This window comes from Paenibacillus phoenicis, assembly GCF_034718895.1.
In the GTDB taxonomy this organism is placed as follows: Bacteria; Bacillota; Bacilli; order Paenibacillales; family Paenibacillaceae; genus Fontibacillus; species Fontibacillus phoenicis.
In genome coordinates this window covers 4532316-4557690 of the sequence record NZ_JAYERP010000001.1, presented here as the reverse complement: position 1 = coordinate 4557690, position 25375 = coordinate 4532316, and the positions used below count along the sequence as shown (strand labels likewise).

20 protein-coding genes and 1 pseudogene are annotated in these 25375 nt (G+C 53.5%); 3 read left to right on the top strand and 18 right to left on the bottom strand.

Annotation, left to right across the window (positions count from 1 at the left end):
* Window positions 1–486 precede the first annotated feature (486 nt).
* A complete protein-coding gene (locus U9M73_RS21280; RefSeq protein ID WP_323079018.1) occupies window positions 487–903 on the bottom strand; it encodes a hypothetical protein in 417 nt (138 codons plus the stop codon).
* Window positions 904–1053: 150 nt separating this feature from the next.
* On the opposite strand from U9M73_RS21280, the gene U9M73_RS21275 reads away from it, so the two are divergent.
* The gene (locus U9M73_RS21275) at window positions 1054–2025 is read left to right on the top strand and encodes a bile acid:sodium symporter family protein (RefSeq protein WP_009226951.1); all 972 of its coding nucleotides are present in this window, start codon (window positions 1054–1056) and stop codon (window positions 2023–2025) included.
* A gap of 392 nt (window positions 2026–2417) precedes the next feature.
* On the opposite strand, the gene U9M73_RS21270 is transcribed toward U9M73_RS21275, so the two are convergent.
* The 16 genes and pseudogenes from U9M73_RS21270 to U9M73_RS21195 all read right to left on the bottom strand — a co-directional run bounded on the left by U9M73_RS21270 (window position 2418) and on the right by U9M73_RS21195 (window position 21373).
* The gene (locus tag U9M73_RS21270; RefSeq protein ID WP_323079017.1) at window positions 2418–3887 is read right to left on the bottom strand and encodes an ABC transporter substrate-binding protein; all 1470 of its coding nucleotides are present in this window, start codon (window positions 3885–3887) and stop codon (window positions 2418–2420) included.
* Between the two features lie 123 nt (window positions 3888–4010).
* Complete coding sequence (locus U9M73_RS21265; protein WP_016313521.1) at window positions 4011–4877, bottom strand: carbohydrate ABC transporter permease; 867 nt, start codon at window positions 4875–4877, stop codon at window positions 4011–4013.
* A 1-nt stretch (window position 4878) separates the two neighbouring features.
* On the bottom strand, window positions 4879–5823 hold the full coding sequence (locus U9M73_RS21260) for a carbohydrate ABC transporter permease (protein WP_016313522.1): 945 nt from the start codon (window positions 5821–5823) through the stop codon (window positions 4879–4881).
* A gap of 104 nt (window positions 5824–5927) precedes the next feature.
* Complete coding sequence (locus tag U9M73_RS21255; RefSeq protein ID WP_009226947.1) at window positions 5928–7253, bottom strand: response regulator; 1326 nt, start codon at window positions 7251–7253, stop codon at window positions 5928–5930.
* Window positions 7254–7273: 20 nt separating this feature from the next.
* Entirely contained in the window at window positions 7274–9103 is a 1830-nt protein-coding gene (locus U9M73_RS21250; RefSeq protein ID WP_323079014.1) for a sensor histidine kinase, read from the bottom strand.
* A 229-nt stretch (window positions 9104–9332) separates the two neighbouring features.
* A complete protein-coding gene (pgmB, locus tag U9M73_RS21245; RefSeq protein WP_323079012.1) occupies window positions 9333–9965 on the bottom strand; it encodes a beta-phosphoglucomutase in 633 nt (210 codons plus the stop codon).
* A gap of 46 nt (window positions 9966–10011) precedes the next feature.
* Entirely contained in the window at window positions 10012–12381 is a 2370-nt protein-coding gene (locus tag U9M73_RS21240; RefSeq protein WP_323079010.1) for a glycosyl hydrolase family 65 domain-containing protein, read from the bottom strand.
* The gene (locus U9M73_RS21235; RefSeq protein ID WP_323079009.1) at window positions 12378–14696 is read right to left on the bottom strand and encodes a glycoside hydrolase family 65 protein; all 2319 of its coding nucleotides are present in this window, start codon (window positions 14694–14696) and stop codon (window positions 12378–12380) included. Before U9M73_RS21235 ends, U9M73_RS21240 begins: the two co-directional genes overlap by 4 nt.
* Window positions 14697–14968: 272 nt before the next feature.
* Window positions 14969–16228: a stalk domain-containing protein gene (locus tag U9M73_RS21230; RefSeq protein ID WP_323079007.1), complete on the bottom strand. Its 1260-nt coding sequence runs from the start codon at window positions 16226–16228 to the stop codon at window positions 14969–14971.
* A gap of 117 nt (window positions 16229–16345) precedes the next feature.
* Window positions 16346–16594 (bottom strand): hypothetical protein, encoded by a 249-nt coding sequence (locus U9M73_RS21225; RefSeq protein ID WP_016313529.1) that lies wholly within the window; start codon window positions 16592–16594, stop codon window positions 16346–16348.
* Window positions 16595–16667: 73 nt separating this feature from the next.
* A complete protein-coding gene (locus U9M73_RS21220) occupies window positions 16668–17537 on the bottom strand; it encodes an inositol monophosphatase family protein (protein ID WP_085278673.1) in 870 nt (289 codons plus the stop codon).
* Window positions 17538–17739: 202 nt separating this feature from the next.
* Window positions 17740–18510, bottom strand: coding sequence for an enoyl-ACP reductase FabI (gene fabI, locus U9M73_RS21215; RefSeq protein ID WP_016313531.1), 771 nt, complete (start codon window positions 18508–18510; stop codon window positions 17740–17742).
* 103 nt (window positions 18511–18613) lie between these two features.
* Window positions 18614–18823 (bottom strand): annotated as a pseudogene (locus U9M73_RS21210) (UV DNA damage repair endonuclease UvsE); the annotation flags it as partial.
* Between the two features lie 20 nt (window positions 18824–18843).
* A complete protein-coding gene (locus U9M73_RS21205; RefSeq protein ID WP_323079002.1) occupies window positions 18844–19164 on the bottom strand; it encodes a hypothetical protein in 321 nt (106 codons plus the stop codon).
* 55 nt (window positions 19165–19219) lie between these two features.
* Window positions 19220–20314, bottom strand: coding sequence for a D-alanine--D-alanine ligase (locus U9M73_RS21200; RefSeq protein WP_036646606.1), 1095 nt, complete (start codon window positions 20312–20314; stop codon window positions 19220–19222).
* A gap of 54 nt (window positions 20315–20368) precedes the next feature.
* Window positions 20369–21373 (bottom strand): amidase domain-containing protein, encoded by a 1005-nt coding sequence (locus U9M73_RS21195; RefSeq protein ID WP_036646604.1) that lies wholly within the window; start codon window positions 21371–21373, stop codon window positions 20369–20371.
* A 234-nt stretch (window positions 21374–21607) separates the two neighbouring features.
* Between U9M73_RS21195 and acnA the strand changes: the two genes are divergently transcribed.
* The gene (acnA, locus tag U9M73_RS21190) at window positions 21608–24325 is read left to right on the top strand and encodes an aconitate hydratase AcnA (protein WP_009226934.1); all 2718 of its coding nucleotides are present in this window, start codon (window positions 21608–21610) and stop codon (window positions 24323–24325) included.
* Between the two features lie 189 nt (window positions 24326–24514).
* Here acnA and U9M73_RS21185 read toward each other — a convergent pair whose 3' ends face one another.
* Window positions 24515–24841 carry a GNAT family N-acetyltransferase gene (locus tag U9M73_RS21185; RefSeq protein WP_323079000.1) on the bottom strand — a complete coding sequence of 109 codons (327 nt, stop codon included), beginning with the start codon at window positions 24839–24841 and terminating at the stop codon, window positions 24515–24517.
* Between the two features lie 145 nt (window positions 24842–24986).
* Between U9M73_RS21185 and U9M73_RS21180 the strand changes: the two genes are divergently transcribed.
* Window positions 24987–25373 (top strand): GntR family transcriptional regulator, encoded by a 387-nt coding sequence (locus tag U9M73_RS21180; protein WP_036646601.1) that lies wholly within the window; start codon window positions 24987–24989, stop codon window positions 25371–25373.
* Window positions 25374–25375: the final 2 nt, after the last annotated feature.

Below are 25375 nucleotides of genomic sequence, written 5' to 3'. Positions count from 1 at the left end.
TCCAAACTGTAGCTTGGGCGTAAGATGTCGATCTGCTTAAATTCAAAAAATTAGCATATGCAGAATAGCTCAAGGATCTACCCGATGAAACAAGAGGCGTAGCCGTTGGTTTCCCTTCATCAGCAATTCCAGCAACAGTATGAGAGGAGGAAATAGTGAACATATTTGAGGCGTACATCATAGTTAAATAATCGTCGCTTTTTCCAGAATCTTTTACGTATGAAAAACAAGCAGTTGAAAGTAATCTGTATGAAATGAAATCAGAATTCATAGAAATAGTGGAACTTCCGTCTGGTATTTTTACAAATAACTCATATGGTAAAATATTTGTGATTGGATTCAATGACGCAATGACGCAATAACTCCGATTAATTTATTCGCGTAAACATTTATTAGTGCCTGACCAACATTGACCTGTGTTTTTGTACCATTAATCAAATACAATGTGTTGTTAGAACTATAAAGATTAGTGTTATACCCTACGGCCTAAGCATACAGTTCTTGGATATCATATGTCTTTCCACTCCGGGTATGTGTATATCTAAGCTCATACCATCTGACATTACTATTACTAGGAGGAACTGAAACGTTAGGTGTTACTAAATTTTTTGATATCTTTTCTTGCACTTCAATTGGAGTAAGCTCTCTAACACCCAAGGAAGAAAGTTTTTTCCTCAGGGTGCCTTCAGCATTCGAACTAAGTTTCGAAGAATTTTGAGGATTTAGCTTTTCCAAGCTTATCTTCGTTAATTCCTCCATTGTTTTGATAATTTCCATTTTAGTCTGTGGGCTAATAGAATCATGCCCCAGACTATCATCTTGATCATTCGCTGCATATCCTGGCCCAGAAATGAACAAGGTAATTATTAAAGTCAAGGCGCATAATAATGTTCTTTTAAACATAGCATCTCAACCTCTCTATTTATTCTTGTTAATTTGGCCAAACTTGTTTCATTGTAAACTACCTAAATTTACCATGTAAAGATGATCCATATGTAAACAATTATATTTTTTCATATAATTTCCGATAAACTGCCAAAGGATGTCGTGACCATGCTGCAAACGCTAAACCGACAACTGAACAAATTAATGCCATTAATTACCCCTACTGGCATATTGATCGGCGTCCTTTGCGGGAGTCGTCTAGCCTCCTATACCTACCTGTCTCCGTGGCTGTTTGCCTTCATGACCTTTGCCGGGAGCATTAGTCTCAGCTTCAAAGATTTCCTAAACGTGCTCAAAAAACCACTCCCTCTGGTGCTCTGCCTGTTCATCCTCCACCTGGCCATGCCACTGATGGCGATGGGAATGGGGCATTTGGCGTTCCCCGGGGATGCTTATACGATCACCGGCTTTATCCTCGCTGCGGCGATTCCAACCGGGGTGAGCAGCTTCGTCTGGGTCAGCATCTACAAGGGCAACATTGCCTTGACCTTGTCGATCATCCTGATCGACACGCTGCTGGCTCCCTTTGTTGTTCCCGGCATCCTGGCGCTGTTGGTTGGCACCAGCGTCCGGCTTGACGCCGTGGCGATGATGACCAGCCTGTTCTGGATGATCGTCGTCCCATCGCTGGTGGGCATGGTGCTGAACCAGTGGACCCAAGGCAAGGTGATCACCACTTGGGGGCCTTGGCTTAACCCGTTTTCGAAGCTTGCCATGGCTTCGGTCGTGGCGATTAACGGCGCGGTTGTCGCCCCTTACCTGACCGACTTCAGCCCGCGGCTGCTGGGGCTCGCCGCCATCATCGTTCTGCTCGCGGCCATCGGCTACGCGCTTGGCTTCGGCTTGTCCCGGCTGATCGGCCTAAACGAAGCCGACAAAGTCGCGCTGGTCTTCAACGGCGGCATGCGCAACATCAGCGCCGGCGCCGTGCTGGCCGTCACTTACTTCCCCGCCCCGGTGGCCGTGCCGGTCGTGTTGGGCATGGTGTTCCAGCAAGTAATGGCCTCCCTCGTTGGCCTCGTACTCGGCCGACAAGCCCGCGCGCACCAGTCGACGGACAAAACGGCAACGTCGGCGTGATTTAGATTTAGAGAGCTCGGCAGGGCGCGCCGTCCCTCTCCGCTCCAGTCCCTTCTAACGGAACCAGATGACCTTATTCGCTCATTTCCCGGCCATTTCCCATCCTAACGGAACCAGATGACGCTATTGGGCTGAAATCCGTGCTGAACTCCACTCCAGACCGCAAATAACGTCTCTCCGGTCCGTTAGATTTCAACACGCGCCGAAAACCGCAAAATAAGGTCTCTCAGGTCCGTTAGCGGCCTACGCCTGGCATTAGCACTAGCCTCCTCCTCCACCATCGTCACTCTCCAATCGTACTCCCTACCTCCACCACTCCCGCCCCCTCCAACGCAAAAAAAGCCTCCCCCGGTCAACCTGACCCAAGGGGAGACTCCCTGCCAACTCACGAATTATTGCGCTTGAATTTTGTCAAAGAAATTCTCTTGCACGTACTTCGCTGCGACATCCAGCTGCTGCTTGGAGTCCGTGCCCTTCTTCGAGAACGATTCCTGGACGACGTTGGACATCGTGGCGTAGTAGTCCTGCGTGCCGAATTGCGCTTCCGGCTTGCCTTCCAGCAGGCCGAAGAGCTGCGGATCGTATTTGTACACGTTGTCGTATTTTTCGTAAATGGCTTTCACTTTGCTGGCATACTCGGAATCTTCGCTGAAATACTCCAGCGGTGTCGGCACATAATACTTGCCTTCCGCTTTGCGGGCTTGAATCGTATCTTCAACGGCTTTCAAAGCATCGTCGGTGAAGTAATCAAACGTAATATAACGGAACGCCATTTCTTGTTCGTCTTTCGTCGCATTCGGGTTAATGACGAGGTAGTTGCCGCCGAGCACCCCGTAATGCTTGCCGCCTTTCTCGGCTGCAGGCATCGGATAAGCGACCACATCCTCCGGCTTCATACCGCCTTCATTCAGCGCGGCTTGAACGACGTCAAATGCACCGGCGATGACCATCGCTGTCCGTCCTTGTTGGAAGGAGCTGACGGCATCGCCCCAGCCCAACGCCCAGTCTTGCGGGATGGCGTTAGCTTCCCATCTCAGCTTCTTGTAGAAGTCCAGCGCCTTCACCCCAGCCTCGGAGTTGAACACGGCAGTCACTTTGCCGTTTTCGTTCTTTTGAATGTCGCCGCCGGCTTCAAACAGGAAGTTGGTCCAGTTCCAGCCTGCTTCGTTCCCTTTTCCCATCGGAGCGATCCCCGAAATCCCTTTCTTCGGATCGGCAACGCCTTTGGCCACGTTGTACATATCATCCCAAGTCCAGTCGAACGGAGGAGCAGCGATGCCCTTTTCGTCCAACAGCTTCTTATTCACTACTGTCGAAGTGACGTAACCGTTTTGGGTGATCCCGTACACTCGGCCGTCTACGATAAATTGATTTTGCAGCACCGGGTTAATTTCGTCCTTATACTCCCAGTTGTTCCACAGATCAGTGATGTCAGCAACCCAGCCGCGTTCCACCAGGAATTGAGCTTCTGTGGCCCACGTATTGTAGAAGGTTGGCGCTTCGTTGGAAGCCATTTTTACGCCGATTTCATTGACGCTGTATTGCCAGTCGTCCTTCACGATTGTGACGTTAGGATACTTGGCTTGGAAGCGGGCGATTTTATCGTCCTCCTGTTGGCGAAGCGTCGTTTCGTCCGGCAACGGATAGTGGATCTTGATCGTGACCTTGCGCTGCGTGATATCATCGGCTTCAGCCGACGACGCGTCCGCATTGCCTCCCCCGTTGTTGCTTGTAGCCGCCGTATTTCCGCCGTTGTTACCGCCGCCGTTATTTTGGGCTTCCTTGTTCCCGCCTCCGCCGCAGGCCGCGAGCAGCGAACCAAGCAACATCAGACACATCAACACCGCTGAAAACTTGCGCATTGAAACTCCCCTTTTCATAAGTTAGGTAATCTTGCATTTTTATCATAAAAGAGAAACATTTAGCATTCGATGTGTGATCTTATGACTTTCGTGTGCAGGCCTACGATTTTGTAACCGTTACCACTATCCCTTAACCGCAGACAGGCTCACACTGCGCATGATAAACTTCTGGAAACCCAGGAACACGAAGATCGGCGGAATCATCACCATAAACAAAATGCTGAACTTCACACTGCTATCCATGTTCCGCGCGTTAATGACATATTTGTAGATCGCGGTGGCCAGCGTGTATTTGTCTTCCGTGTGCATCACCAGCGATGGCCAGAACCAATCATTCCACGCCGTAGAGAAAATAAAAATCGCCAACGTCGCGAAGATCGGCACGGACAGCGGCACCGCAATCCGCAAGTAACTGGTCCACTCCGAAGCTCCGTCAATCCGGGCCGCTTCGAAGATTTCCGGGTGGATGCCGTCGAAGAAATTTTTCATCAGCAGAAAATAATACGCATTCGCTCCCGCCGGCAGCCAGAACGCCCAATAGGTGTTCAGCAGCCCCAGCTCCTTCAGGTTCACGAAGTTCGGGATCATATAGCTCGACGCCGGGATGAACAACGTCAGCAGAATAAAAAAGTAGATCGCCCGGCTATATGGCACGCGGATCCGCGAAATGCTGAACGAAGCCAGCCCCAGCACCAGAATGGTCATCAGCAGGTTGCCGCCGAAGATGAGCAGCGTATTTTTCAAAAACATCGGCAGATCGATATAATTCCAAGCTTTCGGGAAATTGTCCCAATGCCATTCCTTCGGGAAGAATCGCGGCGGAAACGAGTTAACCTCCTGGTTACTCTTCAATCCGTTGAACATCGTCATCGCGATCGGATACAACATCGTAAACGTCATCACCGCAATGCACAAGCACATCAATCCGTAGACCACTTTATTCAGCGGCTTCTGCAGATCGGAGGGCGACAGGATGCCTCTTTCTTTCATATCAGTACTCCTCCTTGTTCAGCTTGTATTGCAACACGCCCAGCACGCTTAGCACGATGAACATCAGAACCCCAAGCGCAGTCCCGGCCCCATAATCGAGCTGGGTAAAGGCGTATTTGACGGTCAGGAGGGCATAGGTTAACGTGGCCTTGTTTGGCCCGCCGTCCAGCAATGCTAGCTGCGATTGGTACGCCTGAGATGTGCCGATCAGCTGCAAAATCAACATCAGCACGATCAGGTTCCGCATCGACGGCAGCGTGATGTATTTGATCCGGGCCCAGACGCCGGCTCCATCGATTTCCGCCGCTTCGTACCAATCCCGCGGAATGCTCAGCACCCCAGCCAGGTAAATCAGCATCGCTGAACCAAACTGCTGCCACGTCTCCATAAAGACGATCGAAACCATCGACCACCTGCCGTCGGAAATAAAGGACACCGGATCGGCCCCAAACCATCCGAGCAAGGCGTTGATTGGTCCCACCGGATCGTACATCCAGCGCCACATCCCATACAGGACAACGCCCGGTACGACGAACGGCAGGTAAGCGGCGATCCGCGCAAATCCTTGGAACCAGCGCAGCTCGGAAATCGCGATTGACGCTGCGATCGGCACCCAGAAGCCGATAACCAAACAGAGGAGCATATAATACAAGGTGTTGCGAACCGACAACAGCACGTCTGGGTTATGAAACACCTTTACGTAATTGTCGAATCCGACAAATGTGTTGCCTTTGACGAAATCGATATTGTAGAAGCTGTAAACCATCCCTTTGATGATCGGGACCCACAAGAACACGATAAAGATGGCAATCGCCGGTACCAGAAAAAGATACCCCCACATGTACTGCTTCCAGTTCGATCCCCGCCGCGGCTTCTGCGAAGCGGAGGTGGATGCTTTAACCGTGTTCTGCTGCATGTTCCCCGGTGAAATCACGGGTTCCCCCATCGTTCTCCCTCTTTTCTACGTAGTGTCTTTTTTCATTGTAGAAAAGCAGCCGTATGTCGAACATGTCTAAAACTATGTGAACTATGGTCGTTCTTACTTCATCGTTATTTCTTCAGCTCGGTAGGACTGACGCCAAAGTATTTCTTAAATATCTTGCTAAAATGCTCCGGCGACTCATATCCCACACGTTCGGCGATCTCGTAACGGCGCAGATCCGTGTTCAGAATCAGCGCTTTGCTCTCTTCCATCCGCAGCTTAATCACGTATTCCCAGAGGTTGTAGCCGGTATTTTTCTTGAACAAGTAGCTCAAGTAATTGGGGCTGACGTGATTGTTGCGGGCCACCTCGTGGATAGTCAGTCCCTTCTGCCGGTAATTCTCCTCGATATACTTCTTGGCGCTCTCCACAATCCGGTTATTCTGCTTGGTCAGCTCTTCTGTGGAAGGGTCCTGGGTATAGTTGTGCCAGTTAAAATCGCCATAATAAAATACATGGTGATCCCCGTGTTCGCCTCCCCACAGCATCGCTTTGTCCGCCTGCCGGCTCAGCAGGCTTAGAAAACCCGTGCCTTTGAGAATCTGGCTGATGCCCACCGTGCACCGCAAGCCAAGGTATTTATGGATGTGATGGTGCAGACTTCGGCCAAGCATTTCGAGCTGGTTGATTTTATTGAGATTGGGTTCGGCGTACTCCGTTTCATTCCACTGCAAGATGAGGGCGATCTCCAGACTCTGGGTATAAAAAGATGCCGCGCGCCACTCCTGATGCAGCAGCTCGTTCACGATATTCAGCGCCGCGTAGCGGAACAGGCAGGCATCCCGATCCTGGTCCACGGATAGCTGCTTGTCAGCGGGGATGGCCAGCTTGATTTTGATCACGGAAAAATACGGCCCCGTCAGCCCCAATCGCTCAGCTTCCGCAAACCTCTGCTCTTCGTCCCCTTCGGCGGGATCACTTAACAGGCGGTTCAACCGTTCGCCGTATTCCGGAAGCGGCTCCTCCATGCGGAAATGTTCAGCGCCCCGGGACAACAGCTCCTCACTCTGCGGCATCGGTTTATCCATCTTGAGCAGCGCGTTGCGCACCGAATCCAGGAACTGCTCACTGTTCAGCGGCTTAATCAAATAGTCCTTGGCGCCAAGCCGGATCGCCATCTGGGCGTATTGGAACGTTTCATGCGCGGAGATGATGATCGTCTGTACCCATGGCTTGATCAGCTTCGCCTGCTGCATCAGCTCGATCCCGTTCATTTCTCCCATCTGGATGTCAGTGACGAGCAGATCTACTTCCTCCATTCGGACATAATCCAGCGCTTCGTGCCCGTTATACGCGGTGTAGATCTGGCCGATATCCAGTCCTGAAGCGGTTAAAAGTCCCGATAATCCTTTGCAGATCAACGGTTCGTCGTCGACGACCAATACGTTGTACATCGTGGTTCCCCCTGTTCGTTTTATTCGTTCCGGTTCACGGTGAGCGGCAGGGTAATGGTGACGATGGTTCCGCCTTCAGGGCGGCCCATGTATTTCAAACCGTACTCCGGCCCAAAATGCAGCCGAAGCCGCTGATGAATATTGCGGATGCCGTAACCAAACGATGGGCTTGGCGTTTCGTCATTCAGCAGCTTGTCGATGGCGTCGAAGTCGACCGGCTTATACCCGTTGTCGGCGATCCTAATGTATACACAACCCTGCGCTTCGTCCGCTTCGGCGCGAATCATGATTTCGCCATCTTCTCCCATATGTTTAACGCCATGAATGATAGCGTTCTCAATAAGCGGCTGCAGCGTGATTTTTGGAATGATGGTGGAATGCAGTTCCGATGGAATGTCCCAGATCACGCGGAAACCATACTCATAACGATGCTCCTGCAGCTTGATGTAAGCCGAAGCATGCTCCAGCTCTTCCTCCAGCGTGATCAGCTCCCGGCCGCGGCTCAGGCTGATTTTCATCAGCTTGGACAGCTCCTTGATCATTTCGGCGGAGGCGGTGTTTCCTTCCATCGCGCTTTTCCAATAAATACTCTCCAGCGTGTTGTACAGCAAATGCGGGTTAATCTGCTGATACAAAATTTGCAGCTGGGCTTCCTTCTGCTTGATGTCCATCTGATATTTATAATGAATCAGTCCATTGAGGCGGCGAGCCATCTCGTAGATTGTAGAAATGAGCACGCTGACCTCGTCGTTTCTTTCCCGGTACGGCGTCTCCGGCACCACATTGCCCGGCTCGTAACGGCGGACGAAATAAACCAATTTTTGAATCGGGGTCATCAGCGACCGCCAGAAATATAAGATTAACACCAGCCCCACCACAAAATAAGCGATGGAAATGAGCTGAATAATCCGTTTGATTTCGTTTTGCTGTTGCAGCATGGCCTTGATGGGCACTTTGTACACCAGCTTTTGCTGCAGAACGTAATTATAATTAATCACATAGATGAAATCCTCGGTGATGAGATCCTTCACCCCGATCAGCGAATCGCCTAAATCCGCCTCTGGCGGTAAATCCAATATCGAACCAGTTGGCGTTGGCGTCAGGCTTGGTGTGGAGGTCAGAATCCGGTTGTTCCAATCGGTAAAATACAGCTCACCCTCCGGAATGGAGACGGTTTGCAGCGATTCGCCGATGCGCCCGTCAACATTGGACACAACCAGTACGCCGATCGTACCGTTTTTGTAAATGCTGTTGATCGCCCGAATATAAGCGAGCGTTTTTTGATTTGGCAGGCCTTGGCCGGAGGGAGACAGGTGCTCAATGAGGCGCAGGTAACCGTTTCCTTTTTGCGCGACGGCTTCATCAAACCATTCCGGCTTCTCGTTCTCGAGAAAAAAATAGACGCCCGCCTTTCGCGCATCCGGATAATATGGGGCAAAGAAATACGCGTTGTCCGGATCGTAGACGTATAGCGAATAATACACCGGCTCCCGCTGATCGGTTTCCTGCGAGTAATTGAGCAGCAGGTTCTCCAGCCTCTCGTAGTTTTTGACCCGATCCAGGACGGTCTCTGAGCTTTCACCGCTGGGGTTCAGCTGCTGGAGCAGCGGATGCTGGAATACGGTTGACGTAACCTTGTTAATCGCCTCGATATCCCGGGTAATGAGCCGGAAATTCTGCTTATTCAGCTCGATATAGGCGTTGGTGACATTTCGCTTCAATACTTGATCCGCTTTATAGTTGCCGTAGGCGTTCAGAATAAATAACGGAATGACCATCACAATAAAGAGGAGGATCATCTGCTGTTTAACGTTCAAATTGGCTAGCGGGTTCTTGAGTTTTAGCTTCAATGGTGTTGCACCTCCGGCAATTTAACTATAGCAATTCTAAAAACCGGCAAGTATGCGCGTTTCTACGAAGATCGTGGCGGTTCCACCTGTTCTCGCGGATGGGCGGGCCCCTGCCTATTTCTTAGTGTAGGGGATTTTGGGATTCTTGCCAGTTAAAAAAAACAAAAAGTCCCCCGGAAATTTCCGGGGGACTTTATTGGGTTTCGTGCAAAGCGATCAAACGTGCCAACTACACCAGTTCATGCAGCCCGCTGACGACCCGATCGGCTTCAGCCAGGATGTCCGGGCTGCCGATGCCGACGACGCGGCAGCCTGCGGCTTTGCCCGCCTGCACGCCCGCCTCTGCGTCCTCAAACACGACGCATTCAGACGGCGGCAACGCCAGCGCCGAGCAAGCCGCGAGGAACACCTCCGGGTCCGGCTTCGCCTTGGACACCTTGGTGCCGTCGATCACCGCGTCGAACAGCTCCGCGATGCCCAGCCGGGATAAGATGAACCCGGCGTTTTTGCTCGCCGACCCAAGCGCGACCTTGACGCCCCGCTCGCGCAGCTGCAGCAAATACTCCTTCGCCCCCGGCAAAATTTCCGAAGGCTCCAGCTTGGAAATATACTCGACATATTCGCGGTTCTTCTCTGCCGCCATCCGCTCGCGTTCTTCCTCCGTGGCTTCCACACCGCCCACCTCAAGCAGGATGCGCAGCGATTCCATGCGGCTGACACCTTTCAGCCGCTCATTGTCGGCTTCGGTAAACTCGAAACCTAGCCGTCGCGCCAGCGCCCGCCAGGCGAGATAGTGGTATTTGGCCGTATCAACGATCACGCCATCGAGGTCGAAGATCGCACCTTTCATAGTTTCTAACATGATGGATTCTCCTTTAATCTTTCGTTTGCACTCCTAACGGACCGTATCATACGGGGATCCGAACCTCCTGGCCCGGCGCTACCGCCAGCTCTCCTTCTCCTACGGTAAACCGCAGGCCAGCTGGATTATCGCCATGAGCCGTGATGACCACCTCTTCCCGGCTGACACGGATCCGATAAGAGCCGCCGCCTAAGCGTACCGGGAATTCGATCGCCTGCCAGGCTGATGGCAACGCCGGACGAAGCACCGCCTTGTCTCCGTCATACCGTAAGCCGGCAAATCCCAACACCGCCGCCATCCACGCCCCGCCGTTGGCAGCGGGATGCGTGCCGCCGATGTACAAGTCACCGACGTATTGCTTGGCATCGCCGGTTAGGTCAATCGTCGCCGTCCGCATAAAGTAAGGGTAACCCCAGTCCGGTGATCCCGTATCCGCTGCCACCAGTGCATAGATGCAAGCACTGAGGCTCGATCCGTGCTCGGTGCGCGGCTCGTAGTAAGCCCAGTTCGCTTTTTTGATTGCTGGATCGTAATCGTCCTTAAACAGGTGCAGCATCAGCACTACATCGGCTTGCTTGAGGATTTGCGTTGTCGTCGCAAGTCCGTTTCCCCCGCCGAGATATTCGTGGGGATGCAGCATTCGCGATTTCAGTTGCGGCAGCGCAACGTCCTCCAGCGCGTAATAGCGGTCAAACTGCTCAATCAACCCGCTTTGGGCATCCGGCTCTGGAACGTACAACCGTTCATACATGTCGCGAATGTGCTCCGGCTGTATATGGCTGCCTGCCAGCAGCTGCTCATACCGCTCGGAGTTGCCGCGCTTTAGAGTCTCCATGGCATCCAAAGCGATGCGCAGACATTCCTTCACCATCCGGTTCGTGAACGCGTTGTTATTCACCCGCTCATGATATTCGTCCGGCCCCGTAACGTCGAGGATTTCGTAACGCTGCTTCCGAGGGTTGAAATACCCATACGAATAAAAGAACTTCGCACACTCCCACGCGACCTCCGCCCCGCCATCCAAAAGCAGACGGTCATCGCCTGTAAACGCGTAAACCTGCCAGATCCCGTACGCCACGTCCGCGCTGATATGCACCTGCTTATCGCGGAAATAGGTTCGCATCGGACGGCCGGTGAACACGTCATTGACGTTAAACAAGGTGCAGGCATCCTCCCCTGTTTCCTGGCTCTCCCAGGCATAAAATGCGCCTTCATAGCCGTACTCGGCGGCTTTGCGCTTCGCTCCGCCCAGCGTATGCACCCGGTACATCATCAGGTTCCGTGCCACCTCTGGCTGGGTATACAGGAAGAACGGCAGCATAAACATCTCCGTATCCCAGAACACCGCGCCCTTGTATACCTGACCGGACAACCCGCGAGCCGGAATGGACACTTTCTCCGAGCGTTCCGGTGCAATGATATGGAGCTGGTACATACTATAGCGCAATGCCAGCTGGGCTTCGTCATCGCCTACAACGATAATGTCGGAGGCGCTCCACTTGCGCTCCCAATATTCGGCGTGCTCGCTCAGCAGCCGATCGTAACCAAGCTGCCGCGCTTCCCGGGCCGACTGGATCGCTGCCGCCTGAACCTGGTTAGCCGTTTCCCCTTCCAGTCCGGCCACCACGGCGACAGCTTTTACGAGCACGACCGGTTCCCCGGCCCGGCAACGCACGTGGATCCGGCGGCGGATGGATAGATCCTCGCGTAAAACTTCATGCTCCCCGCCGCTCGCAACCTCTGCCGCTTCCGCTACGGTAATCGGCAAGCCGAGCTCCTGCGTCGAAGCGGTAAGTGACACGACCTCCCAGGTTGCGTCATCCCCTGCCGCATGCGCTCCGCTCTCCATCCGCACAAGATGCGGGCCATTGATGTCCCAGACGTCGCCATTAATGCCGGTGACGATCGTCAGCTCGCCATCCTGGCTGCTCTCCACGGTGAAGCGGCATACGATCAGCTCCGTGCGCGCCGCACTGCAAAACCGCTCCGAAGTGATCGTGACCTCTGCGCCATCCCCTGTGCGAAAAACCGACCGCCGGCGGTGTACCGCCTGACGCAGGTTCAGCGACTGCTCGTGAGCCACAAGCTCTGGTCTGCTTCGATCGCGCTCTCCGCCTGCACTCTCGCTCTTCACTGCGCTATCCCCTGTGGCCACATTTCCGGCCTCCAACACGCTTAGCCGCGTGCCGTTCCAAAAAACATTCGTCTCCAGCCCGTTAGGGGCATTCACCGGCTCACGCCACTTGCTCCCAACTTGGTCGTACAGGCCGGCGACGATCGTTGCGGTCAGCTCACTTTTGCTGAACTCCTCCAACGTCCCCCGGTAACCAAGAACCCCGTTCCCGATCATAAACTTATTGCCGTGATGTGCGATCCGCTCCGGGTCAAACCCGCTTTCTCTAACGATCCAGCTCATTGAACGACCGCCTTTCGGAGCGGCAACCGAATCCCGGCTTCATCGATGTTGACCAGGTTGCCATACACCAAAATTTCCGCCACGCCGCCGGACATCGCACGGATGCTAACCTGATTCTGGTCCACTTCAACTTGCAGTTTCGTGCCGCGATACGTCACCATAAACCGGTAACTTTCCCACCGTTCAGGGATACTTGGATTCAGCGCAAGCAACTCCCCATCGGACCGCATCCCGCCGAACCCGTACACAATGTTCATCCAAGCTGCCGCAATTGACGTGGTATGCAAGCCTTCCCGCGTATTGCGGTTATAGTTGTCCAGGTCTAACCGGGTCGCAAATTCAAAGAACTTATACGCCTCATCCGAACGTCCGATTTCCGCCGCCAAAATCGAGTGGATCGACGGCGACAGCGACGATTCGTGAATGCAGCGGGGCTCGTAATAATCGTAGTTAGCGCGTTTTTCCTCGAGCGAGTATTCGCTGCTGTACAGGAACATGAACATCAGCACATCCGGCTGCTTAATCATGTCGTAACGGTAGAGTCGATCATACGACCAATGCGAATACAGCGGGAACTCCGTGACCGGAATGGCGTGAATATCCAGATGCGGCAGGTCAAAAAAGCCATCATGCTCTTCAAAAATCCCCGTCCGTTCATCCCGCGGAATTTTCATATGCTGCGCCTTGTTCTGCCAATCCTTCTGCTCTTCCTCCGTCAGGCCAAGCCGTGCTGCCAGCTCGTCATAAGCGGCGAAAGCCTCGCTCCGCATCGCTTCCAGCACCTCCAGCGTATATTCGAACAACTTCTTGGCCATCAGGTTGATATAACAGTTGTTGTTCACCATCAGCTGGAATTCATCCGGGCCCATGACGCCGAAATAGCCGTATTTGCCCGACTGTTGCCCCCACTGGCCGCGTGACGCGTAAAAACGGCTGATTTGGATCAGCATTTCCGCGCCTTTTTCGTACAGAAACGCCTTGTCACCCGTAATTTTCACATAATGGCGCAACCCGTACGCTACCGCCGTGCCGACATGCAGCTGCAGATTGGAGTGCTGCCACAGATCGCAGCTTTCCGTTCCGTCGATGGTAGCAATCGGATAAAACGCTCCTTCACAGTCCAGCTCCTTGGCCCGCTTCAACGCCTCAGGAAGCGTCCGATAACGGAATTCGAGCAAGCTCCGCGCTGCCTTCGGATTGTTAAAAATATAAAACGGCAAGCAATACGACTCCGTATCCCAGAAAGCCAGCCCCCGATAAGCCTCGCCGGTCAGCCCCTTTGCACCGATGTTAAAGCCGGGGTTATCCCCGTGGTAAGTCTGATACAGTTGAAAAATACAAAAGCGGATCCCCTGCTGATTCTCCGGATCGCCTTCGATCGCGATGTCCGATTCCGCCCACACCTGGTTCCAATACGCCCGTTGGTCGGCCGCCGCCGCATCAAACCCCGCCTGGGTGTGCCGAGCTGTCAGCTCGATCCCTCGCAGCCAAAGGTCATCGTCCGGCGTGGTACGGTCTTTCTCAGCCACGTTCACAACGAGTTTATCCAGCGTGCTGCGCTTGCCCTGTTCCAGCTTCAAGGTCAGCGCCCGGCCGATGTAACAGCTTTCCTGCACTAACTCGTCCGTAACGGCGTCCGGTGCAACTACGCGGAATCCGGAAAACAACCGGTTCCCCGTGTTCACCGTCTCCCCTAGAATCCCCGCGATCCCGGTTCCTTCGATATCTTTTGCTTCCCCCTGTTTCAGCTCCTTCCAATAACACCGTTGCTGATCCTCATGGATCACCTTCAGGTTCAGGCCGGTTTGCACTTGAATCGAACCAGTGAAGTTGAGCGGCGTCAACGTCATCCGCTGTGCCCCAAGATGGGACACCTTCATACTGACGAGGCGTTCAAACGTAATCTGGACGTCTTTCCCGCTGGCGGTATGCCACACGAACTCCCGGGTATAGATTCCTGTGCGAAAATCCAGCTCCCGCCGAAAGTTGCTGAACCGGCTCACCGCCAGATCCAGCGTTTCCCCATCCAATGTAATCCGCGTATGAAGCCAATCCACCGCGTTCACCATAAAGCGCAGCGATTTAATAATCCCCTTGTAATGAGCCGTCACCGGGCTCTCCTCAAACAGCCCATTGAAATAGCTGCCCAGCAGCGTATCTCCGCTATACCCTTCCTCCGGGTAGCCTCTGACCCCCATATATTCATTCCCCAGTGAAAAAATCGACTCGCTGACCCGGTTACGCCCCGGATCAAAACCTACCTCCACGACCTTCCAGGGGTCGACCTGTAAATATTTGTCCGCGATTTTCGGCATGTTCCGCCATCTCCTTTTATGTGTATCCCTTAAAATAAACCTCTCCCACTTAGCTTAGCGGAACGCCCTTTGTGGCCAAATGTCCAGGACTAAGGAGCTTATGTGTGATCATACGGATTTGGCATCCCTTTCATTCACTCCCCCTGACTCATCGGGATAATATCGAGAGAAGCCGGCAGCCATATACATCTGGGGGGCTGGCGCCAGCCGCAACACAAAAAAACCGGAGCGTTCTCCACGCTCCGGCGATTTGTCGGCCAACTATTTTAATATTAAAGTTCGTTGATAAATACCGTCTTCATTTTGCTGCTGTATTGAACATCCAGCCCAAGCCCCTGCACGAGCAAAGCGAGCGGAACATAGGTTTTGTTCTCTTTGCCGACCTTTTGCAAGAAAGCTGGAGTTGCGGTCGTCGCCGGCGTTCCATCTACTTTGATTTGCTTCGCGCCAATCGGGATCACAACCGTCCGGCTGCCATAGGTAACCGTCGCAGTGGAGGTGCGGGAATCCCATTTGCTTTGCGCTCCAATCGCATCAGTGATTTCCTTAATGGCCACGAACGTCTGCCCGTTCTTCAAGATCGGCGGATACGGCGTGTTTAACTCCTTGCCCTTAACCACAACGGATATCGGGGCTCCACCGGTCTTGGCGGTTGTCGTCTGATAGCTGCCCCAAACCGATTCAGCGAAAATCTTGGCGATTTCCTCATATCCGGCTTGGTTCGGATGGATATCCGTGTCGGAGAAAATATGCGTCAGCGAAATTTCCCGCCCCGTAAAAGCCGCTGCTACATGGGCTGCTTTGACCGGCTTCGCATCCCCAGCGTGATCGGCAACAATGCCATCCACGATCCCGGTAAACTTACCGGCGAGCTGCTGCAGCTCATCGTAGATCGCTGTGCCGGCCAGCTTCGGCACCGGCTGGTATTGGTCCGCAATCACGATTTGCGCCGAAGGATTCAACTCCTGCAAGATGCGGACGATTTCGCGCAGGTTGTCGCCATAATGCGTCAACACCTCATCGCCTTGGGCGCGGAGTTGATCCAGCGAGATGTTTTTCATATCCGGAAGCAGTTTCAGCAGGTCATTCCCGCCGATCGTAATCGTGATCAAATCAGCTTTCTGCAGATCAGCCTTTGCTTGAGCAACCCCCGACGCAAAGGAAGCAATGCGAGGATCCGGCAAGTTCGCTTGAATGTCTGCGCCAGCCACCGGTACCCCCTTCTGGATGGCGGTCACGTAATTTTTCAAACCTTCGCTGGTCAGACCCAGAATACCGTAATTCACGGCAGACGTCCGTGCATGGAACAGCCCCTGTTCTTTAAGACGTTCCACGAAGCCGTAAGGGACGCTCTGCTCAGTCATGCCCGGCTCGTACCCGGCTGTAATGGAATCGCCCAGCGCAACGATCAGGTAGTCATCGACCGCTGGCGCAGCTTGGGTTGGTTTTGCAGCGATGCCGCTGACCAAGATAAGAATGAGGGCGAGCGCTCCCGCAACGGCGGAAACCTTGTTCATACGAGGATGCTTCAAGCTATTCAACTCCTTGGATAAAAATAAGTATAATAGCGCGAAAAACCTGAGGTTTTTCGCTGTTGGCCTCAGGTCTCGTTGTTGCATCTTACACCGGCGAATGCTGCGCACTCTGTGCTATTCCGGCTTATTCTCCGCGCGCCCGGTCCTTTTTAAATACTCATCATAACGGCCATCGACTTCCTTGGCCATCTTCCGGTAATTCAGCGTCTCCTCCACAATCGGATCCAACGTGGTCTGAATTCGGATTTCGTACTTCGGTGACAATCTTCTGCGTTCCTCCTCACGGCGTTCTTTCTCATTGCCGTATTCCCCTTCCGTCAGCATCTCGCTGAGCTCGCGTTCCAAATCCTTGCTATCGCTCATCCTGGACACTCCTTCCGGTAAATATGGATTAAGCATTTGCTGTCGCCAAATCTAAATCAAAATTTTATTTCTTTTACAGGCCCGTCGCGTCGGCAGCCCGGATAACTCCAAGCAGTTCGTCATGAATTTTGCCATTGCTGGCAACCAAATGACGTACGCCGATGTGATAAGGGTTGCCCGCGGTATCCGTCACTATTCCTCCGGATTCCTTTACGATCAGTGCACCCGCCGCAACGTCCCAAGCGTTCAATCCAACCTCATAATAACCGCTAAGCCGTCCCGCAGCAACATACGCCAAATGCAATGCAGCTGAACCGGCAGCGCGCAGGCTGCGCACTTGTCCAGACAACGCGTTCAAACCGCGCATATTTACCGGCAAAGCAAAATCCCGGTCCGGGTTAAACCCTACCGCAATCACGCTGCCGGACAATGTTGCATCGTTGGACACCTTCGACTTCTGCCCGTGGATGTAGGCGCCTTTGCCTTTCTCTGCCACAAACATCTCGTCGCGAATTGGGTCATATATTACTCCGATTATGACATCCCCTTTATATGCCAGCGCTATCGATACGCAGAAAAACGGAAATCCGTGCACGAAATTGGTCGTTCCGTCCACCGGGTCGACGATCCACAAATACTCCGACTCGCTCCCCTGCTTCAGCGCTGCAGCAGATGCCGCCGCTCCTGGGGCTACACCTTCTTCGCCAAGGATCTCATGATCTGGAAAATGCGTCAAGATCAGCTTGCGAATCATCGCTTCCGCACCCTTATCCACATCCGTTACCAAATCCTGAGGCGATTGCTTCGTATTCAGATCACGGTAGTCCCCCAGCCGGCTCTTAATCCATTCTCCTGCTTTCGCAGCGCAGTTGATCGCTACGGCCGTCGGACTCTTGCTGCCTACCACATATGGAACTTTCGGATTCGATTCCAATCGATTCACTCTACTTTCATCTTATACTGATAATTTACTCCCTAAAAACTATACGTCTTGAAATATGCAAAGTTGCGTCCTTTCGCCTGCCCGCCTTGGAAATCAAACGAAAGCCGCTTTACTTTATATGCAAAAAGTCCGTGTCCAATCGCAGGGAATGTGCCCTACCGGAAACGAACTTTTTGCTGACTAACCGCAAGCGGTCTTTACGTTATGCACCTACGATATTATACCCGCCGTCTACAAAAATGACCTCTCCGGTAATTCCGCGGGACAGATGGCTGATCAGGAACATCGCCGTGTCGCCAACTTCAGCGGTGTCCGTCGTTTTGCGCAACGGAGCTTTCTCCTCAACTTGCTTGAGGATGGAGTTGAAATCGCTGATCCCCTTCGCAGCCAATGTACGGATCGGTCCAGCCGAAATCGCATTAACGCGGATGTTCTTCGGCCCAAGGTCGTTAGCCAAGTAACGTACCGATGCTTCCAGTCCGGCTTTTGCCACGCCCATTACGTTATAGTTGCGCATTACGCGCTCCGATCCCATATACGTCATCGTCATAATGCTTCCGCCTTCCGTCATGAGCGGCGACAAGCGCTTCGATACGGCCACCAGGGAATAGACGCTGATGTCGTTAGCCAATGCAAAACCTTCACGGGACGTGTCCATAAACTCACCCGCCAGATCCTCACCTTTGGCAAACGCAATACTGTGCACCAGACCATGCAGAACGCCAAATTCAGATTTCAGTGTGTCAGCCAGTCGGTCGATCTCCTCATCTACCGTCACGTTGCACGGCAGAATCAACGAACCTGGAATCGTTTCGGCCAGTTTGCGGACCCGGCCTTCTACGCGTTCACTTTCATATGTAAATGCCAGACGGGCACCTTGCTCTGCCAAGCTTTGCGCAATTGCCCATGCGATACTGCGCTCGTTAGCAACCCCCATCACGATCACATTTTTCCCCGCTAACAAATCACCCATGAAAATCCTCCTCTATATTAAATACACCTTCATTTTGTACAACTTACCGTATTTCCCTTCATTTTTCAAGAGAACCAGCGTTCAGCGGGCTTGTCCACGAAAATTACGGCTGGATGCGCACGCTTGCTCCATCCAAAATCTCCACGCCTTCCTCCCGATATCGCGCCAAATCCTCCATTAATGCAAATAGCGCCCCGTCCTTAAGCTTCGCCTCCAGCATCACGTCCACCCGATCGGTGATCGGAGCGATGCTGCGCAGAAACTCAAGCAAAGGAAGGACGATAACGTGATCGGCGTGTCCGCGCCGATCGCTGCTCCAGGGTCTCGAGGTCGTTAAATGTCTGGATCTCCGAAGAACATTTCGTGCGCCAGAGCGGTCTGCACGGCAGACTCCTCCTCCGTCAGCGGACGGATCAGCTCCAGCTCAACCGAAGTAACTTCCTCTCCATTGAAGTTGATCTCGGCAACACAAGCGGTGATCTTCACGATCGCCACCGCCTTGTTATCCGGTGAATACGCGATGACCTTCTGTCCTGTCGGGAACACGCGCAGCCCTTCTTTGAGCATTTTGCCCTTGCCGTATTCCAACAGTTCGTAAAGCTCCTGCTCTTTCTTGAACTTACACACTGAGTTGAATTCCGTTTGAAACCCCACCGTTACCCCTTCCTTTCATTCAGCCGGCCGTCCGGGCGGCAATCGCCGCCGCTGACTAAATGCCGCTTTCGAATTCCAACGCCTGCCGGGCTTCATAGCGCTCCAGCGCCAATTCAATCAAGCGATCCAGCAGCACCTCATAAGCCACTCCGGTTTCGCGCCACAAGAGCGGATACATGCTAAACGGCGTGAAGCCTGGCATCGTGTTCACTTCGTTAATCCAAATTTTATGATCCGACTTCCGCACAAAAAAATCAGCCCGGCACAGCCCGCTGCCGGCAATCGCTTTAAACGCCTTAACCGCCAGTTCCCGGATGCGCTCAGCCAATTCGGTATCGATCGGCGCAGGAATCAGCATCTGCGATTTTCCATCCAAATATTTGGCTTGATAATCGTAGTATTCGCCTGAGGAGACGATTTCTCCTGGTACTGAGGCCAGCGGCTCATCGTTGCCGAGCACCCCGACCTCCACTTCGCGGGCGTCCACAAATTCCTCAACGATCACTTTCAAATCATAACGGAAGGCCAGCGCCACGGAGGACAGCAGCTCCTCACGGTTTCGCGCTTTGGATATCCCTACGCTGGAGCCAAGGTTCGCCGGTTTGACAAAGCACGGATAGCCAAGCTTCTCCTCGATGCTCTGGATCAGCGTGTGGCTTGAGCGCTCCCACTCGGATGCGGTGAAATAGCAGTACGCACATTGCTCGAGTCCGGCCTCGGCGAACAGCTTCTTCATGATGACCTTATCCATCCCGGCCGCGGAAGCCAGTACGCCTGCTCCTACGTATGGCAAATCTGCCATTTCGAACAGCCCTTGGATCGTGCCGTCTTCGCCGTTGGTGCCGTGCAGCAGCGGGAACACTACGTCAATTTCCGATTGGCCCGTCGACAGCTTGCTGAACAACAGCCCCATCGCAGCAGCCGTATCGCCCTTGCTCTCCTCAAGCTTCAGCTCCTCCAGTGCGGCAAACGGCGCGTGCAGCTTCTCGCCCACCTTCCATTTGCCCTGCTTATCGATATAAAAAGGAAGTAACTCGTACTTGTCAAAATTAAACGCCTTAGATACGGCGAAGGCCGTCTGCAGCGAAACCTCATGCTCTCCTGATTTACCCCCGTAGATGAGGCCTACGGTAATTCTGTCCTGTCCCATGAGCAACCTCTTTCCTTAAATATGTAGTTCAATGAACCTTCATTGAACTCAACTCTAGAAGCGGTCCGCGATATGATAAAAACGATACACCGTCTTTTCGGTCCAGGCGTAGGAATCCCGGTAATCCCAATAACGGTGCTTGCTTGGCGTCGTATGGGCGTTAACCAGCGGCATGCCGCCAGCGTCGAACGCGGTCACGATCGTATTGTGTTGAAACGTGCCGTTGCCGTCCCAGTCGTAGGCGATCACATCGCCAAGCTGGAGTTGCTCCGGACGCTCGAGCAGTTCGGCGCGAAGTCCGGTTCGGCTCTGGCCGAGATAGCGCGCTAACGCATTGGCCACTGACCAGCTGTAGCTCCACAGCTCCCGTCCGCCGACATAACCTTTGTACCACCAGCCCGATTCTCTTTTTCCAGTATAGTTTATTGGGGCTCCGCCTGCAAAGAGGCACTGGGAGATATAGTTCGTGCAATCCACCTCAAAGGCGGCGAATTCCGGATTAAAGCTGTCCCACCACCGATCAGCGTATATCACGGCTTCCTCGCGACGGTAAGCGATGCTGCGTGCGCCGCCTATCCCGAGAACTTCGTGGTTCAAAAACGGCCGCGGCACAGCTCCCTTGCTCCCCGCCGCTTCCTCTTCATTATGATCAGGGAGCACCATCACCGGATGCCGCTCAGGCACCGGCTGTTCCACCTTGCTGACGATCCAGCCGGAACCGTCGCGCGCCAAGGTTAGGCGCTGCTTTTCGATTCGCTCCTCCTGATGGCGGGCTCCGCCTTTTTCATAGTATATTTTGCGGGACAGCTGCAGATCGACCTCGATCTCGCCCTCGCGCTTCTCGATCTCACGCACCAGCTTGGCCCGGGTCTCGCAGCGCAGCGGCGAGGCTCCCCGAAGGCGATACCAGCTCTCCAGTCTGCGCTTCCGCTCACCCCGCCGCATTAGATAATCCACATCGGTTACGACCGTGCCTCCGCTAGGCGTGCGATAGTCCACTTCGTCCTGGTTCTGTTCGTTTACATAAACCGATAACGTCTTCTTCCATTCCTCCGCCATACGTCCACGCCTCCTTTTCACTATTAGCCATTATATGAACGCCTGGGAGGGAGTATGTTTTACACCTGGCCGGCCTAGGCTTGAAAGCCCATTCAACCGCACCGATACAGCCCAAACGAGCCTAAATCAGGTACAAAAAGTACTTTACTCCCCACGGTAGGAAAGGTATACTTAAATCAGGAATTTTTGAAATAATGTTTCATCTAGTGAAACTACAATCAAGGAGGTTCATTCATGTCAGCGAACGATTTTTTCTCCGCTGCCCGTACGCTGGAGGTCGGCGGCAAGAGCTACCGCTACTATGACCTGCAAGCTCTTGAGCAGCAAGGTCTGGGGAAGATTTCCAGACTTCCGTTCTCCATTAAAGTATTGCTTGAAGCCGCTGTCCGCCAATATGACGGAAGAGCGATCACCCAAGAACATGTGAAGCAAATCGCCGGTTGGAGCGAGGGCCGCGATGAGAATAAAGAGATTCCTTTTATCCCCGCTCGTATCGTATTGCAGGATTTCACCGGTGTACCGGTCGTCGTCGACCTCGCCGCGATGCGCGACACCGTGAAGAAAGCCGGTGGGGATCCGAAACAAATCAACCCGCTCGTGCCGGTTGACCTCGTCATCGACCACTCCGTCATGGTCGACGCGTTTGGTTCCCCAGATGCGCTTGAGTACAACATGAAGGTTGAGTTTGAGCGCAACGAAGAACGTTATCGCTTCCTGCGCTGGGCGCAAACCGCCTTCAACAACTTCCGCGCCGTACCTCCGGCTACCGGGATTGTTCACCAGGTCAACCTGGAGTATCTGGCATCTGTGGCCGCTACGAAGACCGTAAACGGCGAAACGTTCGTTTACCCAGATTCGCTCGTAGGCACCGACTCCCATACGACGATGATCAACGGTCTTGGCGTCGTTGGCTGGGGCGTTGGCGGGATCGAGGCCGAAGCGGGCATGCTGGGGCAGCCGCTCTATTTTGTCGCTCCGGAAGTTATCGGGTTTAAGCTCACCGGCAGCCTGGCTGAGGGCGCTACGGCCACCGACTTGGCGCTGACCGTTACGCAAATGCTGCGGAAGAAAGGCGTTGTCGGCAAATTCGTGGAATTCTATGGCCCAGGCCTGACCAACATCAGCCTTGCCGATCGCGCGACCGTGGCAAACATGGCCCCGGAATACGGTGCAACGATCGGTTACTTCCCGGTAGATAAGGAAACGCTCGCTTATCTGCGCAGCACCGGCCGCTCCGAAGAGCAAATCGCGCTGGTTGAAGCCTATTACAAAGCGCAAGGCATGTTCCGCACGGACGATACGCCGGATCCGGTATTTACCGATCTGATCGAGCTGGATCTTGGCTCCGTCGTACCAAGCTTGGCCGGACCAAAGCGTCCGCAGGACCGCATCGAGCTTACTGCGATGAAAGAGAGCTTCAACTCCATCATCCGCACGCCGGTTGAGAAAGGCGGTTACGGCCTGACCGAAGAGAAGATCGAGCAGTCCGTACCGGTGAAGCATCCGGACGGTTCAACCAGCGAACTGAAAACTGGCGCCGTCGTTATCGCGGCGATTACGAGCTGTACCAACACCTCCAACCCAAGCGTTATGGTCGGCGCTGGCCTGCTGGCGAAGAAAGCCGTTGAACGCGGTCTGACCAAGCCGGGTTACGTGAAGAGCAGCTTGACCCCAGGCTCCCTCGTGGTAACGGAGTATCTGCAAAAAGCCGGCTTAATCGAGCCGCTCGAAGCACTTGGCTTCCACGTTGCCGGTTACGGGTGCGCAACCTGTATCGGGAACTCCGGTCCATTGCCGGACGAAGTCAGCGCAGCGATCGCCGATAACGATCTGACGGTTGCGGCGGTACTTTCGGGGAACCGGAACTTTGAAGGCCGCGTCCATGCACAGGTGAAAGCGAACTATCTGGCTTCTCCGCCGCTGGTCGTTGCTTACGCGCTCGCGGGTACGGTGAATATCGACCTGCAAAACGATCCGATCGGCTACGACCGCGACAACAAGCCGGTTTACCTGAAGGACATCTGGCCTTCTTCCCAAGAAATTAAGGAAGTGATCGGCCAATCGATGAGTCCGGAGATGTTCCGCAGCAAATACGAGAATGTCTTCACGCAAAACGAACGCTGGAATTCCATCCCGGTTCCGCAAGGCGAGCTGTACGAGTGGGATGAGAAATCGACCTATATCCAAAATCCGCCGTTCTTTGAGAAGATTGGCGAAGGCTTGTCCGACATTGCAGACATCCGCGGTGCACGTGTGCTGGCCTTGCTCGGCGATTCGGTAACGACCGACCATATCTCTCCGGCGGGCAACATTTCGCCAAGCAGTCCGGCGGGCAAATATTTGACAGAGCATGGAGTTGAACGCAAAGACTTCAACTCCTACGGGTCCCGCCGCGGTAACCACGAGGTCATGATGCGCGGCACGTTCGCCAACATCCGCATCCGCAACCAAGTGGCGCCAGGTACGGAAGGCGGCGTAACGAAATACCTGCCGACGGACGAAGTGATGTCGATCTACGACGCTTCGATGAAATATCAAGCTGAAGGCCAAAACCTCGTTGTCATTGCCGGCAAAGAATACGGTACCGGAAGCTCCCGTGACTGGGCAGCGAAAGGCACGTACCTGCTGGGTGTCAAAGCGGTTATCGCGGAGAGCTTCGAACGGATCCACCGCAGTAACCTGGTCGGCATGGGTGTACTGCCGCTGCAATTTAAGGAAGGCTTAAGCTGGAAAACGCTAGGCATCGACGGCACCGAAACGTTTGATATCGAAGGCCTGAGCAACGACGTGAAGCCGGGTCAAGAATTAACCGTAACGGCAACCCGCCAGGATGGAAGCACGTTCCAGTTCACGGTGATTGCCCGCCTCGACAGCATGGTCGATGTGGATTACTATCACAACGGCGGCATCCTGCAAACCGTATTGCGTCAAATGATCGCAGCAAACGCGTAAATCAACGCTTCAAATCAAAAACGAGTTCTCTTCACGGTGTGTGAAGGGAACTCGTTTTTTTCATCTTATGGCCATGCTTTTAGCTTACATGTGTAGTAATCTCCCGGGTATTACCGAAATAACGCAGCGTCCACTCCTCCGAATCGCCAAACGCTTGTGTGGAGCAGCGCACCATAAATCCGAAATCCTTCAGCGTTTCCGGCGAAGCGCGAGGTTCGGGTTCCTGATCTCATCGCTCGGTAAAGCGAGAAACTCCATTGCGTACTGCGATTTGTCAAACTGGGCGCCAAGATGCTCCATGGTATGTTGACCGGCATCCGAATCCGCCGGAACTTTAAATCGGCAGGCTTGAATCCCCTGCTCGCGCATGTCCGTTGCCGCCGCCTCCAGCAAAGTTCGGAAAATACCTTGGCGGCGCTGCTGCGGATGCACCATGGCATTGATGTTCGCCTCCACCCCACCCGCTGAATACCAGCTGAAGTATCCGGTCAAACGCCCCTCCGTCTGATCCGACACCTATAACTCCCCCATTCATGGTCAGGATCATCTAATCATGATTTCAGGTACCCGTCAATCAATCGCTCCTGCAGCACTTTACACCACACAAACTATCTGTTATAGTTAATGTATAACAGTTAGAACAAAAAGGAGATGCCTGTCCGTGATCATTCAGTTGGATTTACAATCGGAGGTCCCGATTTATACACAACTGGTTAATCAAATTATCGAAGGGATTGCCAGCGGACGGCTTCAACTGGGCGAACCCTTGCCCTCCGTACGCAGCTTGGCTTCCGATATCGGCGTTAACCTGCATACGGTGAACAAAGCCTATACGATTCTGAAGCAGGAAGGTTACATCCAAGTCCACCGCCAAAAAGGCGTTGTCGTCGATCCGGTGGCCATGCCGCCGATTACGCCGGAATTTCGCGAGAAACAGCGGCGCGAGCTGCGTCCGATCGTGGCCGAAGCCATCTGCCGCGGGATGGAGAAGGAAGAACTGCTTCGGATTGTAGAGCAAATCCACCAAGAGATTTCTCGAAAGGAGTAAAC

Excerpts from the sequence above, each read along its gene's own strand:
- U9M73_RS21280 (WP_323079018.1), bottom strand. The coding sequence starts at position 903 with ATGTTTAAAAGAACATTATTATGCGCCTTGACTTTAATAATTACCTTG.
- U9M73_RS21275 (WP_009226951.1), top strand. The coding sequence starts at position 1,054 with ATGCTGCAAACGCTAAACCGACAACTGAACAAATTAATGCCATTAATT.
- U9M73_RS21270 (WP_323079017.1), bottom strand. The coding sequence starts at position 3,887 with ATGCGCAAGTTTTCAGCGGTGTTGATGTGTCTGATGTTGCTTGGTTCG.
- U9M73_RS21265 (WP_016313521.1), bottom strand. The coding sequence starts at position 4,877 with ATGAAAGAAAGAGGCATCCTGTCGCCCTCCGATCTGCAGAAGCCGCTG.
- U9M73_RS21260 (WP_016313522.1), bottom strand. The coding sequence starts at position 5,823 with ATGGGGGAACCCGTGATTTCACCGGGGAACATGCAGCAGAACACGGTT.
- U9M73_RS21255 (WP_009226947.1), bottom strand. The coding sequence starts at position 7,253 with ATGTACAACGTATTGGTCGTCGACGACGAACCGTTGATCTGCAAAGGA.
- pgmB (WP_323079012.1), bottom strand. The coding sequence starts at position 9,965 with ATGTTAGAAACTATGAAAGGTGCGATCTTCGACCTCGATGGCGTGATC.
- U9M73_RS21240 (WP_323079010.1), bottom strand. The coding sequence starts at position 12,381 with ATGAGCTGGATCGTTAGAGAAAGCGGGTTTGACCCGGAGCGGATCGCA.
- U9M73_RS21235 (WP_323079009.1), bottom strand. The coding sequence starts at position 14,696 with ATGCCGAAAATCGCGGACAAATATTTACAGGTCGACCCCTGGAAGGTC.
- U9M73_RS21225 (WP_016313529.1), bottom strand. The coding sequence starts at position 16,594 with ATGAGCGATAGCAAGGATTTGGAACGCGAGCTCAGCGAGATGCTGACG.
- fabI (WP_016313531.1), bottom strand. The coding sequence starts at position 18,510 with ATGGGTGATTTGTTAGCGGGGAAAAATGTGATCGTGATGGGGGTTGCT.
- U9M73_RS21200 (WP_036646606.1), bottom strand. The coding sequence starts at position 20,314 with ATGGGACAGGACAGAATTACCGTAGGCCTCATCTACGGGGGTAAATCA.
- U9M73_RS21195 (WP_036646604.1), bottom strand. The coding sequence starts at position 21,373 with ATGGCGGAGGAATGGAAGAAGACGTTATCGGTTTATGTAAACGAACAG.
- acnA (WP_009226934.1), top strand. The coding sequence starts at position 21,608 with ATGTCAGCGAACGATTTTTTCTCCGCTGCCCGTACGCTGGAGGTCGGC.